At 55.0% G+C, this 26,049-nt stretch carries 25 protein-coding genes and 2 tRNA genes; 23 read left to right on the plus strand and 4 right to left on the minus strand.

Annotated features, from left to right (window positions below; all coding sequences use genetic code 11):
- Positions 1-340 precede the first annotated feature (340 nt).
- From JZM60_RS12010 to rlmB, 6 genes are all read left to right on the plus strand, one after another.
- Positions 341-679 carry a P-II family nitrogen regulator gene (locus tag JZM60_RS12010; RefSeq protein WP_207162688.1) on the plus strand — a complete coding sequence of 113 codons (339 nt, stop codon included), beginning with the start codon at positions 341-343 and terminating at the stop codon, positions 677-679.
- A 44-nt stretch (positions 680-723) separates the two neighbouring features.
- A complete protein-coding gene (glnA, locus tag JZM60_RS12015) occupies positions 724-2,136 on the plus strand; it encodes a type I glutamate--ammonia ligase (RefSeq protein ID WP_207162689.1) in 1,413 nt (470 codons plus the stop codon).
- Positions 2,137-2,266: 130 nt separating this feature from the next.
- Positions 2,267-3,328 (plus strand): flavodoxin-dependent (E)-4-hydroxy-3-methylbut-2-enyl-diphosphate synthase, encoded by a 1,062-nt coding sequence (ispG, locus tag JZM60_RS12020; protein ID WP_207162690.1) that lies wholly within the window; start codon positions 2,267-2,269, stop codon positions 3,326-3,328.
- 73 nt (positions 3,329-3,401) lie between these two features.
- Positions 3,402-5,114 carry a proline--tRNA ligase gene (locus tag JZM60_RS12025; protein WP_207162691.1) on the plus strand — a complete coding sequence of 571 codons (1,713 nt, stop codon included), beginning with the start codon at positions 3,402-3,404 and terminating at the stop codon, positions 5,112-5,114.
- Between the two features lie 23 nt (positions 5,115-5,137).
- Complete coding sequence (gene pyrF / locus JZM60_RS12030) at positions 5,138-5,857, plus strand: orotidine-5'-phosphate decarboxylase (RefSeq protein ID WP_207162692.1); 720 nt, start codon at positions 5,138-5,140, stop codon at positions 5,855-5,857.
- Positions 5,858-5,876: 19 nt separating this feature from the next.
- Positions 5,877-6,632: a 23S rRNA (guanosine(2251)-2'-O)-methyltransferase RlmB gene (gene rlmB / locus JZM60_RS12035; protein WP_207162693.1), complete on the plus strand. Its 756-nt coding sequence runs from the start codon at positions 5,877-5,879 to the stop codon at positions 6,630-6,632.
- Between the two features lie 61 nt (positions 6,633-6,693).
- Here rlmB and JZM60_RS12040 read toward each other — a convergent pair.
- Positions 6,694-6,780 (minus strand) — tRNA-Leu (locus tag JZM60_RS12040).
- 125 nt (positions 6,781-6,905) lie between these two features.
- On the opposite strand from JZM60_RS12040, the gene JZM60_RS12045 reads away from it, so the two are divergent.
- From JZM60_RS12045 to JZM60_RS12125, 17 genes are all read left to right on the plus strand, one after another.
- A tRNA-Ala gene (locus JZM60_RS12045) sits at positions 6,906-6,981 on the plus strand.
- Between the two features lie 178 nt (positions 6,982-7,159).
- A complete protein-coding gene (gene aspS / locus JZM60_RS12050) occupies positions 7,160-8,944 on the plus strand; it encodes an aspartate--tRNA ligase (protein ID WP_207162694.1) in 1,785 nt (594 codons plus the stop codon).
- 17 nt (positions 8,945-8,961) lie between these two features.
- Positions 8,962-9,651 (plus strand): LysM peptidoglycan-binding domain-containing protein, encoded by a 690-nt coding sequence (locus JZM60_RS12055; RefSeq protein ID WP_241426248.1) that lies wholly within the window; start codon positions 8,962-8,964, stop codon positions 9,649-9,651.
- A gap of 319 nt (positions 9,652-9,970) precedes the next feature.
- On the plus strand, positions 9,971-12,193 hold the full coding sequence (locus JZM60_RS12060) for an NADP-dependent isocitrate dehydrogenase (RefSeq protein WP_207162695.1): 2,223 nt from the start codon (positions 9,971-9,973) through the stop codon (positions 12,191-12,193).
- Between the two features lie 44 nt (positions 12,194-12,237).
- Positions 12,238-13,197, plus strand: a complete 960-nt coding sequence (mdh, locus tag JZM60_RS12065) for a malate dehydrogenase (protein ID WP_207162696.1) — start codon at positions 12,238-12,240, stop codon at positions 13,195-13,197.
- A 192-nt stretch (positions 13,198-13,389) separates the two neighbouring features.
- The gene (locus JZM60_RS12070) at positions 13,390-13,584 is read left to right on the plus strand and encodes a 4Fe-4S binding protein (RefSeq protein WP_207162697.1); all 195 of its coding nucleotides are present in this window, start codon (positions 13,390-13,392) and stop codon (positions 13,582-13,584) included.
- A 24-nt stretch (positions 13,585-13,608) separates the two neighbouring features.
- On the plus strand, positions 13,609-14,742 hold the full coding sequence (locus tag JZM60_RS12075) for a 2-oxoacid:acceptor oxidoreductase subunit alpha (protein WP_207162698.1): 1,134 nt from the start codon (positions 13,609-13,611) through the stop codon (positions 14,740-14,742).
- A 2-nt stretch (positions 14,743-14,744) separates the two neighbouring features.
- The gene (locus JZM60_RS12080) at positions 14,745-15,563 is read left to right on the plus strand and encodes a thiamine pyrophosphate-dependent enzyme (protein WP_207162699.1); all 819 of its coding nucleotides are present in this window, start codon (positions 14,745-14,747) and stop codon (positions 15,561-15,563) included.
- 29 nt (positions 15,564-15,592) lie between these two features.
- Positions 15,593-16,141, plus strand: coding sequence for a 2-oxoacid:acceptor oxidoreductase family protein (locus JZM60_RS12085; protein WP_207162700.1), 549 nt, complete (start codon positions 15,593-15,595; stop codon positions 16,139-16,141).
- 212 nt (positions 16,142-16,353) lie between these two features.
- A complete protein-coding gene (locus tag JZM60_RS12090) occupies positions 16,354-17,304 on the plus strand; it encodes a DUF4388 domain-containing protein (protein WP_207162701.1) in 951 nt (316 codons plus the stop codon).
- Between the two features lie 42 nt (positions 17,305-17,346).
- Positions 17,347-18,084, plus strand: a complete 738-nt coding sequence (locus JZM60_RS12095; protein WP_207162702.1) for a hypothetical protein — start codon at positions 17,347-17,349, stop codon at positions 18,082-18,084.
- 100 nt (positions 18,085-18,184) lie between these two features.
- Entirely contained in the window at positions 18,185-18,814 is a 630-nt protein-coding gene (locus JZM60_RS12100; RefSeq protein ID WP_207162703.1) for a DedA family protein, read from the plus strand.
- 20 nt (positions 18,815-18,834) lie between these two features.
- Positions 18,835-19,581 (plus strand): RNA methyltransferase, encoded by a 747-nt coding sequence (locus tag JZM60_RS12105; RefSeq protein ID WP_207162704.1) that lies wholly within the window; start codon positions 18,835-18,837, stop codon positions 19,579-19,581.
- On the plus strand, positions 19,578-19,895 hold the full coding sequence (locus JZM60_RS12110) for a SemiSWEET family sugar transporter (protein ID WP_207162705.1): 318 nt from the start codon (positions 19,578-19,580) through the stop codon (positions 19,893-19,895). Before JZM60_RS12105 ends, JZM60_RS12110 begins: the two co-directional genes overlap by 4 nt.
- On the plus strand, positions 19,892-20,476 hold the full coding sequence (locus JZM60_RS12115; protein WP_207162706.1) for a LemA family protein: 585 nt from the start codon (positions 19,892-19,894) through the stop codon (positions 20,474-20,476). The genes JZM60_RS12110 and JZM60_RS12115 overlap by 4 nt, the downstream gene beginning before the upstream one ends.
- Before the next feature lie 11 nt (positions 20,477-20,487).
- Positions 20,488-21,360 carry a TPM domain-containing protein gene (locus JZM60_RS12120; protein ID WP_207162707.1) on the plus strand — a complete coding sequence of 291 codons (873 nt, stop codon included), beginning with the start codon at positions 20,488-20,490 and terminating at the stop codon, positions 21,358-21,360.
- A gap of 21 nt (positions 21,361-21,381) precedes the next feature.
- Positions 21,382-22,029 (plus strand): TPM domain-containing protein, encoded by a 648-nt coding sequence (locus tag JZM60_RS12125; RefSeq protein WP_207162708.1) that lies wholly within the window; start codon positions 21,382-21,384, stop codon positions 22,027-22,029.
- A 6-nt stretch (positions 22,030-22,035) separates the two neighbouring features.
- Here the strand turns inward: JZM60_RS12125 and JZM60_RS12130 are convergent, their stop codons facing one another.
- Genes JZM60_RS12130 through JZM60_RS12140 form a run of 3 tightly spaced genes read right to left on the minus strand, consistent with a single transcriptional unit; the run spans position 22,036 to position 26,032 of the window.
- Positions 22,036-23,538 (minus strand): DHA2 family efflux MFS transporter permease subunit, encoded by a 1,503-nt coding sequence (locus JZM60_RS12130; protein WP_207165588.1) that lies wholly within the window; start codon positions 23,536-23,538, stop codon positions 22,036-22,038.
- 59 nt (positions 23,539-23,597) lie between these two features.
- Positions 23,598-24,722: an HlyD family secretion protein gene (locus tag JZM60_RS12135; protein ID WP_207162709.1), complete on the minus strand. Its 1,125-nt coding sequence runs from the start codon at positions 24,720-24,722 to the stop codon at positions 23,598-23,600.
- A gap of 2 nt (positions 24,723-24,724) precedes the next feature.
- Entirely contained in the window at positions 24,725-26,032 is a 1,308-nt protein-coding gene (locus tag JZM60_RS12140; RefSeq protein WP_207162710.1) for a TolC family protein, read from the minus strand.
- Positions 26,033-26,049: the final 17 nt, after the last annotated feature.

Raw genomic sequence — 26,049 nt, forward strand, 5'->3', positions numbered from 1 at the left:
GGAAGCCGAAGGCAGGGGGGTAAGATGTGCAGTTGAACAGGCAGGTTTCGTCTTAGTAAGAGAATTAGAATTGTTTGCTTCAATGCTTCTGTTTTGTGCATGGCGGGATGTATCTGCACTGTATTTAGGCATGCCGTTCTGTGGTTGTTGGGCGGATGAAGATGCTGCTCTGCTAACTTGCTGTAATTGTTGGACTAGGTAAAATGCTTTGTTTTGGGCAAAGTATTTGCTTCAAACATGGCAACATCCGCAGGCGAGATTTTAGGGAATCTTGCTTTTAAACACCGAGGCACCTATAATCGGCCAGTTTAAAACATTATCCAAGAGGGGGTGCTAAGCCTTGAAAAAAGTCGAAGCGATAATAAAGCCGTTCAAGCTGGACGAGGTTAAAGAGGCCCTGAACGAAATCGGTATCCAGGGGATAACGGTTGGCGAGGTGAAAGGTTTTGGCCGGCAGAAGGGACATACCGAGCTCTACCGCGGTGCCGAGTATGTCGTTGATTTCATCCCCAAGATCAAGATGGAAATCATAGTCGGAGACGACATCGTCGGGAAAGTGGTCGAGACCATAGAGCAGGCCGCAAAGACCGGACGAATCGGCGACGGCAAGATTTTCGTAACGCAGGTTGAGGAAGTTATCCGCATCAGAACCGGTGAACGGGGCGAGGATGCGCTGTAAAAACAATCAGAAGTAATTGCCTATCAACGAAAGGAGACGTTTAGATGACCCCACAAGAGGTAGTAAGCTTCGCCAAGGAAAACGGCGCACTGATGGTTGATTTCAAATTCATGGACTTCGTCGGGACCTGGCAGCACATTTCCGTTCCCATCACGGAGTTTAGTGAAGATACCTTTGAGGAGGGGCAGGGCTTTGACGGCTCTTCCATCCGTGGCTGGCAGCCGATCCACGCTTCCGACATGATCCTCCTCCCCGATCCCGACACTGCCAAGATGGACCCCTTCGTGGCGGTGCCGACCCTGTCGCTCATTTGCAATGTCTTCGACCCGATTACCAAGGAAGACTACAGCCGCGACCCGCGCAACATCGCCCGCAAGGCCGAGGCCTATCTGAAGTCCACCGGCATTGGCGATACCGCTTTCTTCGGCCCTGAGGCCGAGTTCTTCATCTTTGACGAGGTCCGGTACGACTCCAGCTCCAACCAGTCCTTCTACATGGTTGATTCTGTTGAAGGCGCATGGAACACCGGCCGCGAGGAGTTCCCCAACCTGGGTTACAAGCCGCGCCACAAGGAAGGTTACTTCCCCCTTTCCCCGACCGATTCCCAGAACGACCTCCGCAACGAGATGGTGATGGAGCTTCAGAAGGTCGGCATCCGGGTCGAGTGCCAGCACCATGAGGTTGCCACCGGCGGCCAGGCGGAGATCGATATGCGTTTCTCCTCCCTCGTGGATATGGCCGACCAGCTCCAGTGGTTCAAATATGTCATCAAGAACGTGGCCTACCGCAATGGCAAGACCGTAACCTTCATGCCGAAGCCCCTCTATGGCGACAACGGTTCCGGCATGCACTGCCACCAGTCCATCTGGAAAAACGGCCAGAACCTCTTCGCCGGCGACAAGTACGGCGGGCTCTCCCAGATGGCCCTCTGGTACATCGGCGGCATCATCAAGCATGCCAAGGCTCTCTGCGCCATCACCAACCCGACCACCAACTCCTACAAGCGTCTGGTGCCGGGCTTCGAGGCTCCGGTGAACATGGCATACTCCAGCCGAAACCGCTCTGCCTCCATCCGTATTCCGATGCTCTCTTCCAGCCCGAAGGCCAAGCGGATCGAGTACCGGACCCCGGACCCCTCCTGCAACGGCTACCTTGCTTTCGCCGCCATGCTCATGGCCGGTCTTGACGGCATCGAGAACAAAATCGATCCGGGGCAGCCGCTGGATAAGGATATCTACGGGCTTTCACCGGAAGAGCTCAAGGATATTCCGTCAGCTCCGGGTACCCTCGAAGACGCCCTCAGTGCCCTCAAGGAGGACCACGAGTTCCTTCTGAAAGGCGATGTCTTTACCCCCGACGTCATCGAGAAGTGGATCGAGTACAAAACCGAGGCCGAAGTCAACCCGGTCCGGATGCGTCCGGTTCCCATCGAGTTCGCCCTTTACTACGACATTTAAGCAATCCGGTAGAACAGCATTGCCCTGGAAGGCGGGAGAAATCCCGCCTTTCCTTTTGCGCACACCCCGTGTATCTCCACGCCAAACCTTTCTTGACTTTCCGCGCCCGTTGCGGCTACTATGCTCCGCTATGAAACGCCAAACCAAGCAGATTCACGTAGGAAACATCCCTGTCGGCGGTGGTGCTCCCTGTGCGGTGCAATCCATGTGCAGCACCGATACCCGCAATGTGGCGGCAACCCTTGACCAGGTTCGCGCGCTGACCGCTGCCGGATGCGAGATCGTCCGCTGCGCCGTCCCCGATATGGCGGCGGCCGAAGCGTTGGGGGAGATCAAGGGGCGGAGCCCGATCCCCGTCATCGCCGATATCCATTTCGATTACCGCCTTGCCCTGCGGGTTCTGGAGGGGGGGATAGACGGGCTGCGCCTCAACCCCGGCAATATCGGCGAACGCTGGAAGGTGGAAGAGGTGGTGAAGGCCGCCCGGGAGCGCCTTGTTCCGATCCGGATCGGAGTCAATGCCGGCTCCCTCGAAAAGGAACTCCTCGAAAAATACGGTCATCCCACTGCGGAGGCCATGGTGGAGTCGGCCCTTGGGCATGTACGAATCCTTGAGGATATCGGCTACGATCAGATAAAGATTTCCCTCAAGGCCTCCGATGTCATGAAAACCGTCGAAGCCTACCGGCTCCTCTCCCAAAAGGTGGATTACCCTCTCCACATCGGCATAACCGAGGCAGGCACCATCTTTTCCGGCACCATCAAGTCGTCGGTGGGGCTCGGCATCCTGCTTGCCGACGGCATTGGCGACACCATGCGGGTATCGCTCACCGGCGACCCGGTGGACGAGGTGCGGGTCGGTTTCGAGATTCTCAAGGCCTTGGGGCTGCGGCAGCGGGGGGTCAACTTTGTCTCATGCCCCACCTGCGGCCGGTGCCAGATCAACCTGATTGGGGTTGCGCAGGAAGTGGAAAACCGTCTTGCCGCCATCGATGCCCATCTGACCGTGGCGGTCATGGGGTGCGTGGTGAACGGCCCCGGCGAAGCCCGCGAGGCGGACGTCGGCATAGCTGGTGGGCGGGGCGAGGGCTTGCTGTTCCGCCACGGCGAGATTGTCAGGAAGGTCCCCGAGAGCGAGATGGCCGATGCCCTGGTGGCTGAGGTCGAGCAGATGGCCAAGGAAAAATCGTAGGGGCGATCCTTGTGATCGCCCGCAACGGGGCAAACACAAGGTTTGCTCCCACATAGAATATAGAGGTTCGTTAATGCGCTATTCCCAGTATTTTGTCCCCACGGTGAAGGAGACCCCTTCCGACGCCGAGGTCATTTCCCATCAGCTTATGCTCCGGGCCGGCATGATCCGCAAGCTTGCCGCCGGAATCTATAATTATCTTCCCCTGGGGCTCCGTTCCATCCGCAAAGTGGAGCAGATCGTCCGCGAGGAGATGAACCGCGCCGGCGCAATAGAGCTTCTCATGCCGGGGGTCCAGCCTGCCGAATTGTGGCAGGAGTCGAAGCGGTGGGAGCAGTACGGCAAGGAGCTCCTTCGCTTTACCGACCGCAAGGATGCCGAGTTTTGCCTCGGACCCACCCACGAGGAAGTGATTACCGATCTTGTCCGTCGCGAGGTGAAGAGCTACCGGCAGATGCCCTTGAACCTCTACCAGGTGCAGTCCAAGTTCCGTGACGAAATCCGCCCCCGGTTCGGCCTTATGCGCGGCCGCGAGTTTATCATGAAGGACGCTTATTCCTTTGATGTGAACTCCGAAGCGGCTGATAGTTCCTACGAAAAAATGTATCAGGCATACCGTCGCATTTTCCAGCGCTGCGGCCTCAGGTTCCGGGCGGTCGAGGCGGATACCGGCTCCATCGGCGGCTCGTCGTCCCACGAGTTCATGGTGCTTGCCGATTCCGGCGAAGACGCCATAGTCTCGTGCACCGCCTGCGAGTATGCGGCCAATGTGGAGAAGGCCGAGTCCAGGCCCTTCCCGGCACAGCACGCGGAGCCCAGGGATCTGGAAAAGGTTGAAACCCCCCGGAAGCGAAGCGTCGAAGAGGTTACCGGTTTCCTTGGCATTCCGGCTTCGGGGCTGGTTAAGACGCTCCTCTACGTTGCCGACGGCCAGCCGGTTGCGGCCCTTGTGCGCGGCGACCACGATCTGAACGAGATCAAGCTCAAGAATTTGCTGGGGTGTGAAGAACTGGAGATGGCCGGAGAGGATGTGGTGGAGCGGGTGACCGGTGCGCCGGTGGGCTTTGCCGGTCCCGTGGGTCTGAAAATCAGGATTGTTGCCGATCTGCTGGTGGAGGGGATGAAAAACTTCGTCACCGGAGGCAATGCCAGCGACCTTCATTTCAAAAACGTGAACATTGGGCGCGATTTCACGCCGGCTCTCGTCGCCGATATCCGCAACGTTGTCCACGGCGATCCCTGCCCCCGCTGCGAGGCAGGGCACCTGGAGATGTGGCGCGGCATCGAGGTCGGGCATGTATTCAAGCTGGGGACCAAATACTCCGAGGCCCTCCGCGCCACTTACCTGGATGCCGACGGCAAGGAGCAGGTGATCTTCATGGGCTGCTACGGCATCGGCATCAGTCGTACCGTGGCGGCCTGCATAGAGCAGAATCACGATGCCGACGGCATCATTTTCCCGATTCCCCTTGCGCCGTTCCACTGCATCATTTCGGCGGTCAGCATGAAGGATGCCCAGGTTGTGGCTGCCTGTGAGGATATGTACCGGGCTCTCACCGATGCCGGCGTGGAGGTTATATTCGACGACCGGGACGAGCGCCCCGGCTCCAAGTTCAAGGATGCCGACCTTATCGGGATTCCGCTCAGGATAGTCGTGGGAAGCAAAAATCTGGCGGACGGTAAAGTGGAGCTCAAGGTTCGCAAAAGCGGCGAGGTTTCCCTGCTTCCGCTGCCGGAGGCGGTTGAGACGGTCAAAACGCTTGTTGCCGAGGCCCTCAACCAGTAATTTTTCGAGGAGAAGAACAAGTTATGACGAGAGAACAGGCACGCGAAAAGGTTATTTTCGCCCTCGATACTGGTGAATTCGCCCATGTGCAGTATTGGGCCGAGACACTGTCCGACAAAGTGGGAATGTTCAAGATCGGGAAGCAGCTTTTTACTTCCTGCGGCCCGGCAGCAGTCCGAATGATTCAGAAATTCGGCGGCGAGGTCTTTCTTGATCTCAAGTTCCATGACATACCCAACACCGTTGCAATGGCATCGGTGGAAGCGGCCCGTTTGGGGGTAAAGCTTTTCAACCTCCATGCCCTGGGCGGCTACGAGATGATGGCGAAAACGGTGGAAGCTCTCGATAAGGAATTCAAGGGAGGCGAGAGGTCTAAGGTTCTGGCCGTTACCATTCTCACTTCGTCCACCGATGAAACCCTCAGGGACCTGGGAATCGAGCACAGCGTTCCCGATATGGTGGTGAGACTCGCCACCCTGGCAAAAAAAGCCGGCATTGACGGCGTGGTGGCCTCTCCCCGGGAGATTCCCCTTATCCGCGAGGCGTGCGGGAACGATTTCCTTATCGTTACTCCCGGCGTCCGTCCCTCCTTTGCCGCCCTCAATGACCAGAAGCGGGTCATGACGCCGGCCGAGGCGGTGAAGACGGGGAGCGATTATCTCGTCATAGGGCGTCCCATCGGGGATGCTCCGGACCCGGCCGCTGCCGCCGAAATGATCCTTGATGAGATTGTTGCCGGCTGAGCCGGCTGAAAGGTCAGGCGTGAAAGAAGAAATCCTCTACGGAATAAACAGCGTCATGGAGGCCCTGCGCGGCAAGCGGAGGGCCTTCGAGCTTTTCGTGTCACGGGAAGTCAATGATAGACGCATGGAAAAGCTTCTAAAACTTGCAGCGGAGAAGGGGGTCGCGGTCCGCAATCGCGACAAGCGGGATATCAGCCGTCTCTGCGGCACCGAGCATCACCAGGGCGTAGCCATCAGGATGGAAGGTTTCACCTATGCCGATCTGGCAGATATCGTCGCCGTCTGGCGCGAGTCGGGGGAGTGCGGTCTTATTCTCGCCCTTGATGGCGTTCAGGACCCCCACAACCTTGGCGCTCTGGTCCGGAGCGCTGCCTGTGCGGGCGCCCATGGCGTCATAATACCCAAGGACCGTGCTGCCCGCGTGAACGCAACTGTGGAGAAGAGCGCTGCCGGTGCCGCTGAAACCATTCCGATTGCCCAGGTCGCCAATATGGCCCAGGCCCTCGATGAGCTGAAAGAGGCGGGCTTCTGGATCTATGGTACGGCGGATAGTGCCGCTTCATCCCTCTACGAGCAGGATCTGACCGGAAATGTAGTTGTGGTGATAGGAGGAGAAGGAGAGGGGGTAAGGCCCTTGGTGGCCAAGAGGTGCGATTTCCTCATCTCCATACCGCTACGGGGGGGGGTCAGCTCTCTTAATGCGTCGGTAGCAGGAGGAGTGGTCCTGTTCGAGATTCTTCGTCAGCGGTCGGTTTTTTCCCGAGTAGCGGGGTAAGCAGATTTGGGGCATGAATATAAAAAGGGCTGGCCGATTGGCCGCCCTTTTGTTTGTAATTTGGTGCCGGAGGTCGGAATCGAACCGACATGGGATTGCTCCCGGCGGATTTTGAGTCCGCTGCGTCTACCAGTTTCACCACTCCGGCAAAGTGGACGGATTAAACCACATGAGCCGGGGAGGCGTCAAGGATAAATCCCTTAGTGCATTTTCGAGGAAAAAAATGTTGACACTGTCCGTTACGTTTTGATATAAACCAAGTCTCTTTTGAACGGGGCTGTAGCTCAGCTGGGAGAGCGCTTGAATGGCATTCAAGAGGTCGTCAGTTCGATCCTGATCAGCTCCACCAAAACATTAAGGGGTTGGCCGAAAGGCCAACCCCTTTTTGCATCTGTTGCTCTTAATCTCGGGATTTCTTGTGTCGGGGCTTTCATTTTGTGGCGTGTCCCACGGTTTGTTTTTCTTGAAGAATCCTTTCATATTTAGTAAAGTTACACGATTTTAGTGACTGATGAGGAGGTTTGTCGATGGATGATATTCTTGGCGGGTGGAAACGGAGTCACTACTGCGGTAACCTGACGAAGGCCGATGTGGGTCGCGAGGTTGTCTTGATGGGGTGGGTCATGCGCCGGAGGGACCACGGCGGGCTGGTCTTTGTAGATCTCCGCGACCGTGAGGGCCTTGCCCAGATTGTATTTGACCCCGCGAAAGATGCCGATGCCCATCATAAGGCCGAGGCTATCCGCAATGAATATGTCGTTGCCGTTAAAGGCGAGGTTATTCCGCGTCCCGAAGGGACTGTTAACCCTGCCATGAAAACCGGCGAAGTCGAAATCCTGGTCACCGAATGCAAGATCCTCAACCGCTCCAAGCCGCTTCCCTTCACCCTTGATGACTATGTGGACGTTGCCGAGAATATCCGTCTTAAGTACCGTTATCTGGACTTGCGTCGTTCAGTTCTCCAGAACAATCTCATCCTTCGCTCGAAGGTTGCTCAAATAACCCGTCAATATCTGACTGAAAACGGTTTCCTTGAGATAGAGACCCCGTTCCTGACCAAGTCCACTCCGGAAGGCGCCCGCGACTTTCTTGTTCCCTCCAGGATTAACCAGGGGACTTTCTATGCCCTTCCGCAGTCTCCCCAGATATTCAAGCAAATTCTGATGATTTCGGGTTTTGACCGTTACTTTCAGGTCGTGCGCTGTTTCCGTGACGAGGACCTCCGTGCTGACAGGCAACCCGAATTTACCCAGATCGATTGCGAAATGTCTTTCATCGATCGCGAAGATATCATCTCGGTCATGGAAGGGCTTATTGCAAAGATTTTCGCGGAAGCTAAAGGAGTTGACGTTCCGCTGCCCGTGCCGAGAATGACCTACGCAGAGGCCATCCGCCGCTTTGGCGTTGACAATCCGGATATTCGCTTCGGTCTCGAACTTGTCGAGTTGACTGATATCGTCAAGGGGGCCGGTTTCAAGGTCTTCGCCGATGTGGCCGCCTCCGGGGGTATCATCAAGGGGCTTAACGCCAAGGGCTGCGCACGGTTTTCCCGCAAGGAAATCGACGACCTTACCGAGTTCGCCAAGATTTATGGGGCAAAGGGGCTGGCCTACGTCAAGTTTGAGAATGGCGAATGGCATTCGCCCATCGCCAAATTCTTTTCACCGGAAGAAATTGCCTCAATGAACAGCGCATTCGAGGCCGAGGAGGGGGATCTCCTTCTCTTTGTTGCCGATAAGCCCAAAGTGGTCAATGATTCTCTCGGGAAGCTCCGTAATCATCTTGCCGGAATTCTCGGGCTTACGGATAAGGACACGTTCAAGTTTGTCTGGATTACCGATTTCCCGCTGCTGGAATGGGATGACGAAGAAAAAAGGTGGGCTGCCGTGCATCACCCCTTCACGGCTCCCATGGATGAGGACCTGGACAAAGTCGTATCCGACCCCGGCAGCTGCCGTGCTAAAGCCTACGACCTGGTTTTGAACGGAAACGAGATTGGTGGCGGTAGCATCAGAATTCATCAGCAGGATGTTCAGTCCCGCATGTTCAGCCTGCTTGGCCTCTCCGAGGAAGAAGCTCGCGCAAAATTCGGCTTCCTGCTCGACGCCCTGGAGTGTGGAACGCCTCCCCATGGGGGGATTGCCTTCGGGATGGACCGCCTTATCATGCTTCTTACTGGCAGCGATTCAATCCGTGACGTTATAGCCTTCCCGAAAACGCAAAAGGGGGCGTGCCTCATGTCCGATGCCCCTTCAATTGTCGATACGAAGCAACTTAGGGAACTTGCCCTCAAGGTGACAGTCAAACAATAAAGAGATTGGAAGTAACAATGAGAATATGGATGCTGGCAATGGTTTCAGTGCTGGCTCTGAATCTCGTGAGTTGTGCCCAAAAGCTGCCCCGTTACCGCACTGAGGCACTGGTCAAATCTTCTGCCGTGAGGTTGCAATGGGCCGCTCAAGGCAGGGACGAGGAATTCGCGAGCATCACGGATGCCCTCGAAGCCGGAGATCGATTCCTTGAACGTGGCAAGCTCTCGGATGCGGAACAATATTACTTGCTAGCCTTGAGAAAAGCCGAATTTGTCGAGCAGTTATTTGTCGATGAACAATTGCGCCTTGAAGCGCAGAAGCTGAAAGCAGAGGAAGAGCGTCGTGAAGCCGAGCGGCAGAGAGTTCTCGAGGAAAAGAATCGAAAGCTGATTGAAGAACGTGAATTGGCAGCTCGGGAGATTTCGAGAAAAGCGGCTAAGGCTGCTGCCAGGGAAAAGGAGCGGGAGGTTCGCCCTCTTGCTGTTGCCCATACCGTGAAGCGCGGTGAAACGTTGCCGCAGATTGCGGCACGGCCGGATGTGTATGGTGATGCTCTCCTGTGGCCGTTAATATACCGCGCCAACAGGGATCAGATACGGGATCCCAAACGCATCTGGCCGGGGCAGCTTCTGAAAATCCCGAGAAATGTCGGGCGTGATGACATTGCGGAAGCTCGCCGTTACGCCCAGGAACGCCGATTGCCATAAATGAATAGATTTGAATTGAAGCCGGGATTTATCCCGGCTTTTTTTATGTAACTACAGGGTATTTTTGCCTTCACATGAAAAATAGTTTTTCCTTGACAGTACATGCTGTTTTGCATACTGTATACACAGTTTAAGCCTCAAAATTAAGTGCAGTTAATGTAGCATGCTTCACAACAACGCCATTAATGCTGGTTCGGATAATAGATTCTCAAGGCTCCATGCTTTGCTGCCGGATTAACAAGGGGATGGTTGGCGGCGGGCCTGATCTGTTTTATGTGGTAGCCTCTGGCGTATAGCCGTAAACAATAAAGGAGGAATCATGGCGACAAACAAGATTATTTGGACAGAGATTGATGAAGCACCTGCATTGGCAACTTACTCCTTGCTCCCGATTATCCAGAAATTCACTAAAGGGACTGGTGTTGAGGTCGAGACAAGAGACATCTCTCTTGCGGGTAGAATCCTGGCAACGTTCCCGGACAAACTTCGTGATGATCAGAAAGTCGCTGATTACCTGGCCGAGCTTGGCGACCTTACTCAGAAGCTTGAAGCCAACATCATTAAATTGCCGAATATCAGTGCATCCGTTCCTCAGCTCAAAGAAGCCATCAAGGAGCTGCAGTCGAAGGGATACGATATACCCGATTATCCTGAAGAGCCGCAAAATGATGCCGAGAAAGCAATAAAAGAGCGTTATTCCAAGGTGCTTGGAAGCGCGGTTAACCCTGTTCTCCGCGAAGGGAACTCCGACCGGCGCGCTCCGCTTTCCGTAAAGAACTTTTCCAAGAAACATCCCCACAAGCTTGGTGCATGGACTTCCGATTCAAAGGCTGAAGTTTCTCATATGACCTCAGGTGATTTCTATGGCAACGAGAAGTCGGTTGTCATGGAGAATGGCGGCGGTTTCAAAATTGAGTTGGTAGGCAAGGATGGCAAGGTAACTGTTCTCAAAGACAAGCTCGTTGCAGAAAAAGGTGAAATCCTTGACGGCACTTTCATGAGCGTGAATGCTCTGAGGAAGTTTTATGCCGAGCAGATTGAGGATGCAAAAAAGAATGGCCAGCTTCTCTCTTTGCACCTCAAGGCCACCATGATGAAGGTTTCCGATCCCATCATGTTCGGCCATGCGGTTTCCGTGTTCTATAAAGATGTATTTGATAAGCATGCTGATACTTTTAAGGAACTCGGCGTAAACCCCAACATGGGGCTTGGTGACCTCTATAATAAGATCCAGTCCCTGCCTGATGCCAAGCGTGCAGAGATTGAGGCTGACATCAAGGCTGTCTATGCCAAGAGACCAGCCCTTGCAATGGTTGATTCCGATAAAGGGATAACCAATCTGCATGTGCCCAACGATATTATCGTTGATGCATCCATGCCTGTAGTTGTTCGTGAGTCCGGCAAGATGTGGAATGCAGAAGGCAAGTTGCAGGATACCAAGGCAATGATCCCCGACCGTTGCTATGCAACCATGTACAAAGCGATCATTGAAGACTGCCAGAAGAATGGCGCCCTTGATCCTGCTACCATGGGGTCGGTTCCCAACGTGGGCCTTATGGCTCAAAAGGCTGAGGAGTACGGCTCACATCCTACAACCTTTGAAATTCCCGTTGATGGAACAGTCCGGGTTGTTGCTGAAGATGGCAAGGTGCTGATGGAGCAGGCCGTTGAAGCTGGCGACATCTGGAGAATGTCCAGGGCGAAAGACATCCCCATTCAGGACTGGGTTAAGCTTGCCGTTCGCAGGGCTCGGGCAACTGGTGCCCATGCTGTGTTCTGGCTCGACAAGAACAGGGCTCATGATGCCAACGTTATTGCGAAGGTCGAAAAATATCTGAAGGATCACGATACATCCGGGCTCGAGATCAAGATTCTTGACCCCGTAGCAGCTATGAATTACTCGCTGGACAGGATCCGTAAGGGGCTGGATACAATTTCTGTTACCGGTAACGTGCTTCGTGACTATCTTACCGACCTTTTCCCGATTCTCGAAATCGGTACTAGCGCCAAGATGCTCTCCATCGTTCCGCTTCTTGCTGGTGGCGGTCTTTTTGAAACCGGTGCAGGAGGCTCGGCTCCCAAGCATGTGCAGCAGTTTGTAAAGGAAGGGTATCTGCGTTGGGATTCCCTGGGTGAGTTCTCGGCGTTTGCTGCTTCGCTTGAGCATCTGGCGGCAACGTTCAAAAACGACAAAGCCCAAGTCCTTGCTGAGGCCCTTGATAAGGCTATTGCGAAGTTCCTTGACAACAATAAATCACCTGCACGTAAAGTCGGTCAGATCGACAACCGTGGTAGCCACTTCTATCTCGCCCTTTACTGGGCAGAGGCATTGGCTGAGCAGACTCAGGACAAAGAGCTTCAGGCGAAATTCGCCAAGATTGCAGAGCAGCTTTCGACCAATGCTGAAAAAATCGATGCCGAACTGATCGCAGCTCAAGGCAAGCCCGTTGACATGGGCGGTTATTATGCTCCTGAGAAAGAAAAAGTATCCAAGGCAATGCGTCCGAGTCCGACTCTTAACGCTATAATTGATGCTATCTAACCAAGTGGGTTGTTGAACACCAATTTCTAATGGAGGAAGAAAACATGGCACGTAAGAAAATTGCTCTCATCGGTGGCGGTCAGATTGGTGGCGTTCTTGCTCAACTTTGCGCACTGCGTGAACTTGGCGATGTTGTTATGTATGACATCGTTGAAGGTCTTCCCCAAGGGAAAATGCTGGACATCGCCGAAGTCGGCCCGGTGGACAGCTTTGATGTCAATCTGAAAGGTACCAACAGCTACGAGGATATTGCCGGTGCCGATGTGGTTATCGTTACCGCTGGTCTTCCCCGTAAGCCCGGCATGAGCCGTGACGACCTTATTGAGGTTAACTCCAAAATCATGACCCAGGTTGCCGAGGGCATCAAGCAGTATGCTCCCAATTCCTTTGTCATCGTTATCTCCAACCCTCTGGACGCAATGGTTACCCTTTGCCAGAAAGTCACCGGGTTCCCCTACAACAGGGTTATCGGTCAGGCGGGCGTTCTTGACTCCTCCCGCTTTGCGGCCTTTATCGCCTGGGAGCTCGGCGTATCCGTCAAGGACGTTGTTGCGGTTACCCTCGGCGGGCACGGCGATGACATGGTACCGCTGGTACGCTACACCAGCGTTTGCGGTATCCCGGTCATGGAACTCCTTGAGCGTAAGTACAAGGATAAGGCAAAAGCCAAGGAAGTCATGGAAGCAATGGTTAAGCGGACCCGCGGTGCAGGCGGCGAGGTTGTTGCTCTTCTCAAGACCGGCTCTGCTTTCTACTCTCCTGCTTCTGCTGCCATCGCCATGACCGAAGCTATTCTCGGCGATCAGAAGCGTGTTCTCCCGAGCTGCTGCTATCTGCAGGGTGAGTTCGGCGTGAACGGTTACTATGTTGGCGTACCGGCTGTTCTCGGTGCGAATGGCGTCGAGCAGATCATCGAGTTCAATCTTGATGCTGAAGAGCAAGCGATGATGGATAAGTCGGTTGCCGCAGTTAAGAGCCTCGTCGACAGCCTCAATCTTAAGTAATATTACATACTCCTGAAACAAGGCAAAAGAAGGGTCCTGTGCCCTTCTTTTGCCTTGTTGGGGCATTTTTTTTTGAAAATAAGATAAGTGTAACTTAATATTTTCTAAATCTTGAAAATGTATACACAACTGTGTTATAAACACAAAAGTTTTGCCGGAAACGGCTTCATTTTAGTAAAGGAGCGTATCTAGATGGAAAAAAAGCTTCCGACTATCGAGATTATTGAGAAGTACTGTAAGGGCTGCCACATCTGTGTTGAGTTTTGCCCTACAAAGGTACTGGAGATGAAAGGTTTCGTTGTTGGGGTGAAGAACCTCGAAGCCTGCATCAAATGCATGCAGTGCGAGTTGCGCTGCCCTGATTTCGCTATCAAGGTCACCCCGTAACCATTCCAAGAGGAGGTATTTGACGTGGCTAAGAAAGTTGCACTTCTCCAGGGTAACGAGGCCGGTGCTCACGGTGCTCTTTACGCTGGCTGCCGGTTTTTCGCCGGTTACCCTATTACTCCATCCACTGAGGTGGCCGAGGTAATGTCCGCTGAGCTTCCCAAAGTTGGTGGGAGGTTCATTCAGATGGAAGACGAGATTGGAGCTATGGCTGCCGTTATCGGTGCATCCCTGACCGGTGCCAAGGTTCTTACGGCTACTTCCGGTCCCGGCCTCTCCCTCAAGCAGGAAAACATTGGTTATGCCTGCATTTCCGAAGTTCCTGCCGTAATTTTCAACGTTATGCGCGGTGGTCCTTCCACCGGTATGCCGACCGGACCTTCGCAGTCTGACGTAATGTGCGCCAAGTGGGGAACCCACGGTGACCATCCTGCGATTTGCCTTGTTCCTGCATCGGTTCAGGAAATTTTCGAGGAGACGGTTCGGGCCTTTAACCTGGCTGAAAAGTATCGTACGCCGGTTATGATTATGCCTGACGAAATTGTCGCCCACATGCGTGAGCGGATTGTATTCCCCGAGCCGGGCGAACTGGAAGTGGTTGATCGCACTAAGCCTTCCGTCCCCCCCGAGCAGTACAAGCCCTACGACACTTCCTTCGGTGACGTGCCGCCCCTCGCTGCATTCGGTTCCGGTTACAAGTTCCATGTTACCGGTCTCAACAAGATGCAGGACGGTTTCCCGACCACCAAGGCCGAGGTCGTTCAAGCGGAAGAAGAGCGTCAGGTTCGTAAGGTTGAAGCTAATAGAGCTGACATCATGAAATGGGAAGAGTACATGTGCGATGATGCTGATGTTATCGTCGTAGCTTTCGGCTCCACTTCCCGTTCGGCTCGTTTCGCCGTTAACGAGGCACGCAAGAATGGCATCAAGGCCGGTCTGTTCCGGATCATCACCTTCTGGCCGTTCCCCGAGGAGCGCCTTATGGAGCTCTCCAAGAAGGTTAAAGGTTTCATTACTCCGGAAATGAACCTCGGCATGTGTACTGGTTTGGTAAAAGGGTGCATTGAGGGAAATGCTCCGGTTCTCGGTATTTTCCGTGTTGACGGTGAGCCGATCAACCCGGGCCAGATCCTCGATAAGATGAAGGAGGTCAAGTAACCATGGCGTTTGATTACGATAAGTATATCCGTCCCGGTAAACTGCCGCATATATGGTGCCCTGGCTGCGGCCACGGGATTGTCATGAAAGGCCTTATCCGTGCAATGGACTCTCTGAACCTCAAAAAGGAAGAGACCGCCATTGTTTCGGGTATCGGCTGCGCTTCACGTCTGCCGGGTTATATCGATTGCTGTACGCTGCACACGGCCCATGGCCGCGCTGCTGCATTTGCCACTGGCGTCAAGATGGCAAAGCCTGAGATGACGGTTATCCTGTGCGGTGGTGACGGCGATGGTACGGCTATCGGCGGCAACCACTTCATCCATGCCTGCCGTCGTAACATCGACATGACCTACATCATCATGAACAACTACATCTACGGGATGACTGGCGGCCAGTTCTCTCCTTGTACCCCGACGGGTGCAAAGGCATCCACGACCCCTTACGGCAACCCTGACCCCGGTTTTGACATTGCCAAGCTTGCCATCGGCGCAGGCGCAACTTTTGTCGCCCGCGGTACTGCATATCATGCTGCACAGCTCGACAAGCTCATTGCTGAAGCTATTCAGCACAAAGGCTTCTCCGTTGTCGAAATCCTCGATGACTGCCCGACTACCTACGGACGCCGCAACAAGTACAAGTCGGTTGTCGAGATGATGAACCGTCTCAAGGAAGTAGCCGTACCGGTTAAGGCTGCCGAGAAGATGACGGCTGAACAGCTTGAAGGCAAGATTCTTACGGGTGTTCTGCATAAGGTTGAAAAACCCGAGTACTGCGAGGAGTACGCGAAGGTTCTCCAGCGTGCCCAGGCTGCCAAATAATCACCCTGTTTGCAAAGGAGACTACACAGATGGCAGGAAGATATGAGATTCGTTTTTCCGGGGCTGGCGGTCAGGGCCTGATTCTGGCTGGTGTAATCATGGCCGAGGCAGCCTCTATTTATCAGGGCATTCAGGCTGTACAGTCTCAAAGTTATGGTCCTGAGGCCCGCGGTGGTGCATCTAAGTCAGAGGTTGTCATTTCTGATGAAGCTATCGACTATCCTAAGGCAACCCGTGTTGATGCGCTTCTCGCTCTTACGCAAGAGGCCTGTGACAAGTATTCCCATGACCTGAAAGAGGGTGGTGTTCTGCTCATCGACTCCGACCTCGTTAAGACTCAGCCGAAGGGGAATTTCAAGGTTGTTTCGTTCCCGATTATCAACACGGCCAAGAATGAAGTGGGTCGTGAGATTGTTGCCAATATCGTTGCACTTGGCGCCATGGTTGCTCTGACCGAGGTGGTTGACAAGGAAAATGCCGAGAAAGCTGTTCTCGCGCGTGTACCTGAAGCTTTTATCGAGCTGAACAGGAAAGCTTTCCAACTTGGCTACGATAAGGCATTGGCTGCGAAGGCTTAATTCATTTCCTTCGTGGATTACTGGAAAGGCCCGGGCCGCTGGCTCGGGCCTTTTTTTGTTCCGATTCCAGATTCTTGCGGTTCGAGGCATTCTGGAGTATATAAATACATCGAATAGCGCGGTTACCTTTATATGATTGAATTGTACTTAAGCTTTGACTCACACCATTAAATCGATTACTTTGTGAAAAACTTCTGACCAAGGAGATTGGGATGTTCCTTCTTCCCAAGGGAAATCCACTGTATGAAAATATCGCCGCTGCCAAGGTGAAGCTTCCTGACATGTTTGAGAAGCTCAGATCGGGTGGATTTACTGGTTACCTCAATTTCACCTTCCCCTCATCTTTGGCAATTCTCTTCTTTGAAGCTGGTAAGCTGATCAGTGCCATGCATGAGCAGGGGGGCAAGAAACTCACCGGTTTTGAGGCGATTGCCGGTGTCTGTTCGGATATTTTCAGCGGTGGCGGGAGTCTTAGTGTTTACAAGCTCTCCAAGGATCTTGTGATGTGCCTGCATGCCGCGATTCACGGTGATGTTCTCTACGAAAACCAGGAATTGAAACTGATAGATGTCAAGGGGCTCCTTGAGAAGATGAAAGCCAAGAGGCTCAACGGTTGTCTCAGGATTTACACCGATGAGCGGACGGCTCTTATCTTTTACAAGGAGGGGGCTCCCCTCGGCTTTTTCCACGATGGTTCCACCGATATTGAAACTTCAGCAACCGAATCCCAGAAAATTGCAGGCCTTCCCGGTGCTAAAATCGACATTTTGTCCACGAAAAGTGTCGATGAGCTGATGCACTACGACCTGCTCGAGATGGTTAACGTTGCTAAGCTTTGGGATTCCACAAGCAGCAGGTTTGCGTCCGAACGGGACAAAATCCGCAGGGAGGCTGAAGTTGTTGACCGGTACCAGGAGGAAGATAAGCTCCGGGAACTGGAAGATGACCTGAAAGAAGTGGCCAAGGCCTATGTGGGCAAGATGGGTGTGTCCCTGGTTGAGAAGGAGCTTAATGATCGGGGCGGCCGCAAGATTCTGCTGGATAGTGCGCTTGCTGGTGCTTTCCTGGGCGGAGTGGAGAAGGGTGCGAAGCTGCTAACCAGTATTTCAAAAACGAAAGAGATGCTGGATACCATGAGAACTGAGATTGCTCAACGGATATGAGTGGCCGTTGACGGAAGATTTTTATAGCAGGGTGGGGGAACAATGGCGGATATCACCACGGTTGACCTTGTACAGATAGTATTCTGGTTCCTGGCGGGATGTATCAGCTTCTATTTCAGCATCGGAAACGCCAGGGTCTGGACCAGTATTTCCATGGGCTTCTTCCTGATTTTCCTGAGCCAGCTCTATGTGATCGAGAAGGCCCTTGATATGCCTTGGACCGCTTATACGCAGCTTGAGGCCATTCACTACATCATCGGCACCATTGCGATTATGGTCATGACCCATGGATTCCAGGAGTATTACATCTTCAGCCGAACTCTCGAGCTCGGCGGCAGCAAGGCAGCAGTATATCTCACCGTTCTGGGTGTTGTTGCCGCTTCGGTGGTGTTTGTTTTCATCAATCCCGAGCCCCAGTACACGGTACTCCGTAACATCAGCATGATTGAGAATACCACCTGGGTTTTCCTCTCCCTGGTAAACCTCGATATGGTCAGAAAGATTTACGTACAGATCCGCGATTCGGTTATCGCCAAGGGGTTCATCGGATTTGGTATTGTCTTTATCGCCCTTTTCCTCTGGAAAGGTGCGGAGCTATACCTCCAGGTTTACAACTGGGACGCGGACTGGAATATTATTATGCAGAACCTGGGAGGCGTGGTTCCTGATTTATACCAGGGACGCCGCGGCTTCTCCGCAACAGTTCATGATTATGCCGGCCTCTTTTCGGGCCTTTCGGTGGGTGGAACGTTTATTTACCTTCTGAAGTTGTTGCGTTAAGGCTCTTGATTGGAGCTTGAATATTCGAGAAAAGGGCTGAGAGGCCCTTTTCTCGTTTGTCGGCCCGGAACAGCCTGCTCCGCCCATGCTCGGGGACTGCATGCACCATCTTTTCGGTGAATATCTGCAACAACACGGCTATTGGGTGCTCTTCCTATGGACTTTCCTTGAGGGCGAGGCCGGGCTTATCCTGGCCGGATTCCTTGCTTTCCAGGGATACCTGCAACTACCCGGAGTAATTGTAACGGCTCTGGGGGGCGCGTTCCTCGGCGACCAGTTCTACTTTTACCTTGGGCGGTGGAAGGGGCCGTGGCTGCTCAAGATGTTCACCCTTATCGCCCGCAAGTTCCGTAAAGCCTTGAGGCTCATTGAAAAGTACGGAACCTTTGTCGCATTCGTCTCGCGATATACCTACGGTTTTAGAATCATTCTCCCGATAATTCTCGGTATGACGACCTTCCCGGCGGTACGTTTCCTCTTCCTCAACCTGGCGAGTGCTTTCATCTGGGCGGTGGCATTTTCCCTGGCTGGTTATTTTTTCGGGAAGAGCGCCTCGCTGTTTGTGGATGATGTGAGCCGCTACGAGATGCATCTGCTGGGGATTCTTGCCGCCTTGATTTTTGGTATGTGGCTCTTCCATTTCGTCCATGCCTGGTTCAGGCGCAAACCGGCCCGGACACGTTTAAAAAGAATGCGTGAAGGACGCCGCACGACTCGTGATGAGCAGTAAGCAGATACTGGAGAACTTTGATGAACGTTTCGATTAGAGACAGAATTGCTGTTGTGCTTGTTGAACCACAAAGCCCGGGGAATGTGGGAATGGTCTGCCGGGCCATGAAGAATATGGGCCTGTCAGAGCTTCGCATTGTGAAGGGGTGTCCCATTGACCATCCCGAAGCATTCAAGTTTGCCGTCTCTGCAAAGGACCTTCTGGAGACGACCAGGGTGTTTCCATCTCTTGAGGATGCCCTGGCCGATACGGAGCTTTCCGTGGCAACCACCCGGCGCCATGGGAAGTACCGCCAGGAGATATTCAGCCCCCAGGAGATCGTGCGGAAGATCGGGGCAAACCTGACCGGGAACCGTGCAGCGCTCGTGTTCGGCCGCGAGGACAGCGGTCTCACCACCGATGAGCTTTCCCTCTGCCGGTGGCATGCCACTATCCCCACCTCGTCGGAGTATGGTTCCCTGAACCTGGCCCAGGCGGTGCTCATTTTCTGCTATGAGCTCTTTACGGGTATCGGGGAGGGAACCCTGTCCGGCGAAGCCCGTACCCTTGCCGGAAGCGCTTCTCAAGAGGCATTCTTCGGGCAGATGGAGCGAACGCTCATGCGAATCGGTTTCCTCAATCCCCAGAACCCTGACCACATTATTCGCACGCTTCGCCGCATTTTTTCCCGTGCCGAGCTGGATGACCGCGAGGTAACCATCATGCGCGGCATGATGACGCAAATCGATTGGGCCACGGACCAATTCAGGGGGAAAAAGGGGCAATGAACGTGGAAACCATGCTTGGCCTTGTGGCCGGCGCGACGACAAGCATTGCGGTTGTGCCCCAGGTAGCAAGGGCGTACCGCACGAAGCGCGTGCACGATATATCCATCTGGCAGCCGGTTATCCTTGTTTGCGGAATGATTTTGTGGCTCGCCTATGGCGTCATTATCGGAGACATTCCACTCATTGTCGCCAACAGTTTTTCCATTGCCTGCAACGGCATTCTGATCGCAATGAAATTTTTGTACCGCGGGGATGACAACGCAGTTAATCGTGATTATGCTTTGAGACAAACTACTCAACCGGAGGATTTATGAAACGAATAGTCCAGCTCGTTTTTGCAGTGGTTATGCTTTCGATGCTGTCCGGATGCGGCTATAACGTCATGCAGGCCCAGGAAGAGGCGGTCTTTGCCTCCTGGGGTGATGTGGAGGCAGCGTACCAGCGGCGGGCCGACCTTATTCCAAATCTTGTGGAGGTTGTCAAAGGGTACGCCAAGCACGAGGCCGACACTCTCATGGCTGTCACCGAGGCCCGGGCCAAGGTGGGGTCCATGCAGGTGACGAAGGATACGCTCAACAACCCCGAAACGTTCGCCAAATTCCAGCAGGCCCAGGGGGAGCTTTCCAGCGCCCTTTCCCGGCTGATGGTGGTTGTGGAGCGCTATCCCGACCTCAAGGCGAACCAGAATTTCCTCGATCTCCAGAACCAGCTGGAGGGGACCGAGAACCGGATCAACGTGGCCCGTACCCGGTACAACAAGGCGGTCCAGGACTTCAATACCAGCATCCGCAGTTTCCCCAATAACCTAACAAACAACTTCCTGCTGCACTTGGAGCGGAAGGAGCCCTTCAAGGCTGAAGAGGGGGCAAAGGCGGCGCCCAAGGTGAAGTTCTAACCGTGCCCTGAATGAAACGCCTTCTCCTTGCCATATTCCTGCTCCTGATCCCGGCGCTTGTGTCGGCCCTCGACGTGCCGCCTTTGCGTGGATATGTGAATGACTACGCCGGCGTGCTCTCTGCCGGCACGGTAAGCCAGCTTGAGCAGACCCTTGCCGGATTCGAGCAGAGCGACTCGACCCAGATCGTGGTCCTCACGGTGCCTTCCCTGGACGGCGATGATCTTGAGTCGTTTTCCATCCGGGTTGCGGAGGCATGGCAGATTGGCCAGAAGGGGAAGGACAATGGGGCAATCCTTCTGGTGGCGAAAGCTGAACGCAAGGTGAGGATAGAGGTTGGCCGAGGGCTTGAGGGAACACTCACCGACCTCGTTTCGGGACGCATCATCCGGGGGGAGATTACCCCCCGTTTCCGACAGGGAGATTTTGACGGCGGCGTCATGGCCGGCGTCTCTGCCATCATGGCCACGGTGAAGGGGGAGTACGCCGCCACGCCGCGCGATCTCCGGCAGGGGCGAAAGAGCGCGCCGCCGGTGGCGGGGCTCCTCTTTTTCCTCGGTGTCGCGTGCGTTTTCATGGGGGCTTTTTCGCGCCTGCTCGGCGGCCTTGCCGGGGCAGCAGGGTTGCCGATAGTGGCCGCGCTCACCTTTCCCGGCCTGGGACTGGCGATTCTCGCGGGATTAGGTGTTGCCGGATTTTTGCTCGGCATCTTCCTGGCCTTTCTCTTTGGCAGTGGAGGAGGAGGGGGAGGCGGCCATTGGGGCGGCACCACCTACGGCGGCGGTTTCGGTGGAGGGTTCGGCGGCGGCTGGTCATCGGGCGGGGGAGGTTTTTCTGGTGGCGGTGGCGGATTTGGCGGTGGAGGAGCGTCGGGTGACTGGTGATTTCGGCGTGGGGGGGAATGCGTGAATAAGGCGGATGATTTTTTCACCCCTGGGGAACGGGAGCGGATCCGTGCCGCAGTGGCAGAGTCGGAACGCGGGACTTCCGGCGAAATTGCCACCATGGTGGTGGATGCCAGCGATAGCTATCGAGAGGCGGATATCCTCGGCGCCATGCTTCTGTCCGGGCTTTTGTCGGTCATCGTTGCCGTGGCGGTCCACCATGTGACCATCTGGTCGTACATCCCCCTTGTGGTGCTGTTTTATTTCCCCTGCCGGTATCTCTTCAGGCTCGTGCCGCGTCTCAAACTCCCCTTTGCCGGCCGCCTACGGCTTGCCGAAACGGTGCGGGAAAGGGCGGTAAGGGCATTTTACGAGAAAGGTCTCTACCGGACTAGAGGGGAAACCGGCATTCTCATTTTCATATCCCTTCTGGAACATAAGGTCTGGATCTTGGGCGACCGGGGGATCAACGAGAAAATTTCGCCCGATTTCTGGCGAAAGCTTGCCTCCGAGCTTGCCGATGGCCTCCGGCAGGGGCGTGCCTGCGATGCTCTCGTTGCGGTAATTTCTGCGTGCGGTGTTGAACTTGCGGCACATTTTCCGCCTCGGCCCGATGATGTGAATGAGCTGCGGGACGAGATTCTCACCGACTCTTCTTCCTCGCCATAACAACCGCTAGTGAACACCTTCAGAATCTGCGGCTGTTTTCTGCCTCTTCAGCAGGAGCAGGAACGGCATTACCCCCAGAAACGTTAATCCCACAATCCAGAAAATATGGTTGTAGGCGAGCATTCCCGCCTGGCGCTGAACTATGCCATAGATGGCCGCCAATGATGCCTTGTCGGCGCTCACGGCATCAATGCCCCGGAGCATGAAGCCCTGTTTCAGTTGCTCCAGTTGTTGCCTGGCAACTGGATTGTATGGCGAGACGCTGTCCACAAGTACGTTCTGATAGAATTGATGGTAGCGGGAGAGGAGCGTCGCGCAGACGGCAATGCCGACGCTGCCGCCGACCGTGCGCAAAAGATTGTACAAACCGGTGGCATTGCCCATTTCCTCCTTCGGAATGGAGCCGAGGGTGAGTGTCGACAGGGGTACAAACAGCATGGCGAGCCCCACGCCCAGTATTACCCGCGGCCAGACAAAGTCCCAGTAACCTGCCTCCAGCGTGAATCCCCGCATCTGAAACATGGCCCATGCGCTGATGATGAGCCCCGCCAGCACCACTTTCCTCCCGTCATATTTGGAGATGATTACCCCGACAAAGGGCATGGTGATGAGTGTCGCGACACCGCCCGGCGCCAGGACCATCCCGGCAAGGGTGGCATCGTATCCCATCAGGGTCTGGAGGAAGAGGGGGAGGAGCACGATGGAACCGTAGAGCCCGAAGCCGATCATGAACAGAACGAAATTTCCGGCTGAAAATGAGACGTTTTGGAAGAGGCGCAGGTTGACGATGGGGTGCTCATGCTTCAGCTCGATGTAAATGAGCGCCAGCAGTGCCGCAGCCGAGAGTATGGCGCAGGTAATAATGAAAGAGGAGTTGAACCAGTCATCCTGCTGCCCCTTGTCGAGGACTATCTGGAGAGCTCCCAGGCCGATGATCAGCAAGCTCAGCCCCCACCAGTCGATGGCTACTTTTGCCCGGCGCAGGTACGGCGGGTCGAAAATGAAGTAATTGGCCATAATGACGGCAATGATGCCGATGGGGATGTTGATGTAGAATATCCAGCGCCAGTTGAGGTTGTCGGTGATCCAGCCGCCGAGCGCCGGACCGATGATCGGTCCGAACATGGCCCCGATGCCGAAGATGGCGTTGGCCATTCCCCTCTCATGGGGAGGGAATGTCTCCAGGAGGATTGCCTGGCTGCTGGGGATGAGGGCGCCTCCTGCCGCTCCCTGGAGAATGCGGAAGAATATCAGTAACGGCAGGTTCGGGGCGGCGCCGCAGAGGAGTGAGGCGAGGGTGAAGAGCGTTATGCAGGTGATGAGGAAGCGCTTTCTGCCGAAAACGCGGGCGAGCCAGCCGGTCATGGGAAGCACCACGGCGTTGCTCACCATGTAGGAGGTCAGGACCCACGTAACTTCGTCGGTGCCTGCGTTGAGGCTCCCCTGCATGTGCGGGAGCGCCACGTTGGCCACGGACGTGTCCACGATTTCCATGATAGTCGGGAGCATCACGGTGAGTGTGATAATCCACTTGTTGATTTCCTTTACCGGCGTATCCAAGATAAATCCTAGAAGGGTAAGAAATCCTTGAGGATTTCGCCGATTTTCCGCTCAACCATTACGGTTGGGACTACGCTCATCCCTACCCGAAGCAGGTGTTGCGGGTCGCTCTCGGGATCGACCACGATTTTTACCGGCACCCGCTGCACCACTTTTACGTAGTTGCCGGTGGCGTTTTCGGGGGGAAGCAGCGAGAAGGCTGCGCCTGTCCCCGCCATGATGCTTTCCACTCTGCCGGTGAAGGTGCGGGAAGGGTAGGCATCCACGATGAATGTCACCCGCTGTCCCGGTTTCATGTGGGAAAGCTGGCTTTCCTTGTAGTTGGCCGTTACCCAGGCATCGTCGAGGGCAACCACGGCCATGAGAGGCTGCCCGGGCTGGATTGTCGTGCCCGGTTCAACAGACTTGCGGGTCACGTAGCCGTTGGCAGGGGAGACAATCTTCGTGTAGGAGAGACTGAGGGCTGCCTCGCGCAGCTTTGCCTCGCGCTGGGCGACCCGTGCCTCCTTGCCGCCGCTTCCGGCAAGTCCCAATTGGGCCTGGGCCTTGCGTACCCCTTCCTCGGCCTCGCGAAGCTGGGCTGCCGCCACTCTGCGGGCTGTCTCGAGCCGGTCGATCTGCTCACGGGGAATGACTTCCTTGGCAAAGAGTGCGCTGCCCCTTTTGAGATCAAGCTCTGCTTGATCGAGCCCCGCCCTCCCATGGGCAACCAGGGCCCGTGCTGCTTCCACCTGGGCGTAGTCGCCGGAAGTCTCGTTCCGCGCCATGTCCAGATCGGCCGCCGCCACCTGAACACGCACATCATAGTCGGAAGGGTCGAGCTCCACGAGAGGCTCTCCCTTTTTTACCAGCTGGTTGTCATGTACGTAGACGGTGGTCACAGTGCCCGGAACACGGGGCGACACAGGGTGGATGTGTGCTTCGATGAACGCATTGTCTGTCGTAATGTGGGTTTTGCTTCTGACGAGCCAGCGCAATCCGGCCAAGAGGCAGACGGCAATAATCAGGATAAGGATGACTCCGGCCCTTTTACGCCCGCCGCCCCGCCGTTTATTCTGCGGGTTGTTTTCTCCGGCTTCCGTCACGGCGGTGTTTTCCCCCTGTGTATCTTCCGTAGATCCTTCCAGACTCATTCCTACAGTTCCCCCATCGCTTTTTTGACTCTGGCCGTTGCAACCTGGTAGTTGAATACAGCCCGGAAATAATCGGTCCTGATCTGAGTGAGGAGCGTTTGGGCGTCAATGACGTCGGTTGCCGTCCCCACCTGGGCCTGATACCGGTCCCGGTTGATGCGCAGGTTCTCTTCCCCCTGGCGGATTGCCGTTTCCACCGTCCGGATCTGCTCGGCGGCAACGCGGGCATCATTGATGGCCGTTGCCAGTTCCAGTCGGATCTGCTCTCGGGCAAGGCGCAGATTATCCCGTTGCTTCATCAGGTCCGCCGTGGACTGACGGAGTCGCGAAGTGGTGGTTAAACCGTCGAAAAGATTTAAGCGCACCCCCACGGTGGCGGCGTAGATGGCCTGTTCCCGCACCTTGCTGTTCTCCACATAGTCGATACTCCCCTTGGCAAAAAGCTCAGGGTAGTAGTTGGAACGGGATGCGGACACTTCCGCTTCACCCGCCTCAACTATCTTGGCTTGGGACACAAGTTCGGGACGGTTCGCCAAGGCCTTTTGTTCGGCGGCATTTCCGTCCGGAAGGGCATCAAGGGGATTCTTTTCCTCAAGATCAGCCCGGAAGGGGAGGGGGCTGCCGGTCAGGTAGTTGAGATAGAGCCAGCGGTTTTCAGCAAGATTTGCCGCGGCCAGCCTTTTCTGGCGGCTGTCGGCCAGCTTGACTTCTGCCTGGAGGAGGTCGTTGCGCGTTACTACCCCCTGTTCGTAGAGGTTTGTGGCTATCCGCAGGTGATCGGATCTTTGAATCACCTCCTCGTCGGCTGCCCCGATGATTTTCCGCGCTTCGAGAATGCCGTAATAGGCCTCGACCACCTGCATGAAAACATCCTGTTCACTGGCATGGTAGGTGCTGTCAACGGCGTCCTTGAGGAGTGACGCCCGTCGGGTGCGGGATGAGGTGCGGCCGAAGTCGTAGATGGTCTGGGTGGCGGAGAGACCGAAGAATCCGAAGTTCGCGTCCTGGGTTTCGGCCTCCTGGCCCCTGATGGCGACGGCCTGGGGGGCTGCTTGCAGAGTGTACCCCCCCTGGATATCAAGTTTGGGAAGATAGCCGCTTTTGGCCTGGGTGATATCCTCTGCGGCAATCCGGGTGTCATGGGCAGTTACGGTCAGGGAGTAGTTGCCCGTGGCGGCCCTGCTCAGGCATTCATTAAGGGAAAGAGTTTCGGCATTTGCCGTTGCCGAAAGGGACAGAACTGTTGCCGCTCCGAACAGCAGCATGCGTAATATCGCCTGGCATATTGGCGGTTTCTGGTGTTCCTGCATGGAGAATCCTCCGGTTT

It is taken from the genome of Geobacter benzoatilyticus, from assembly GCF_017338855.1.
Lineage (GTDB): Bacteria > Desulfobacterota > Desulfuromonadia > Geobacterales > Geobacteraceae > Geobacter > Geobacter benzoatilyticus.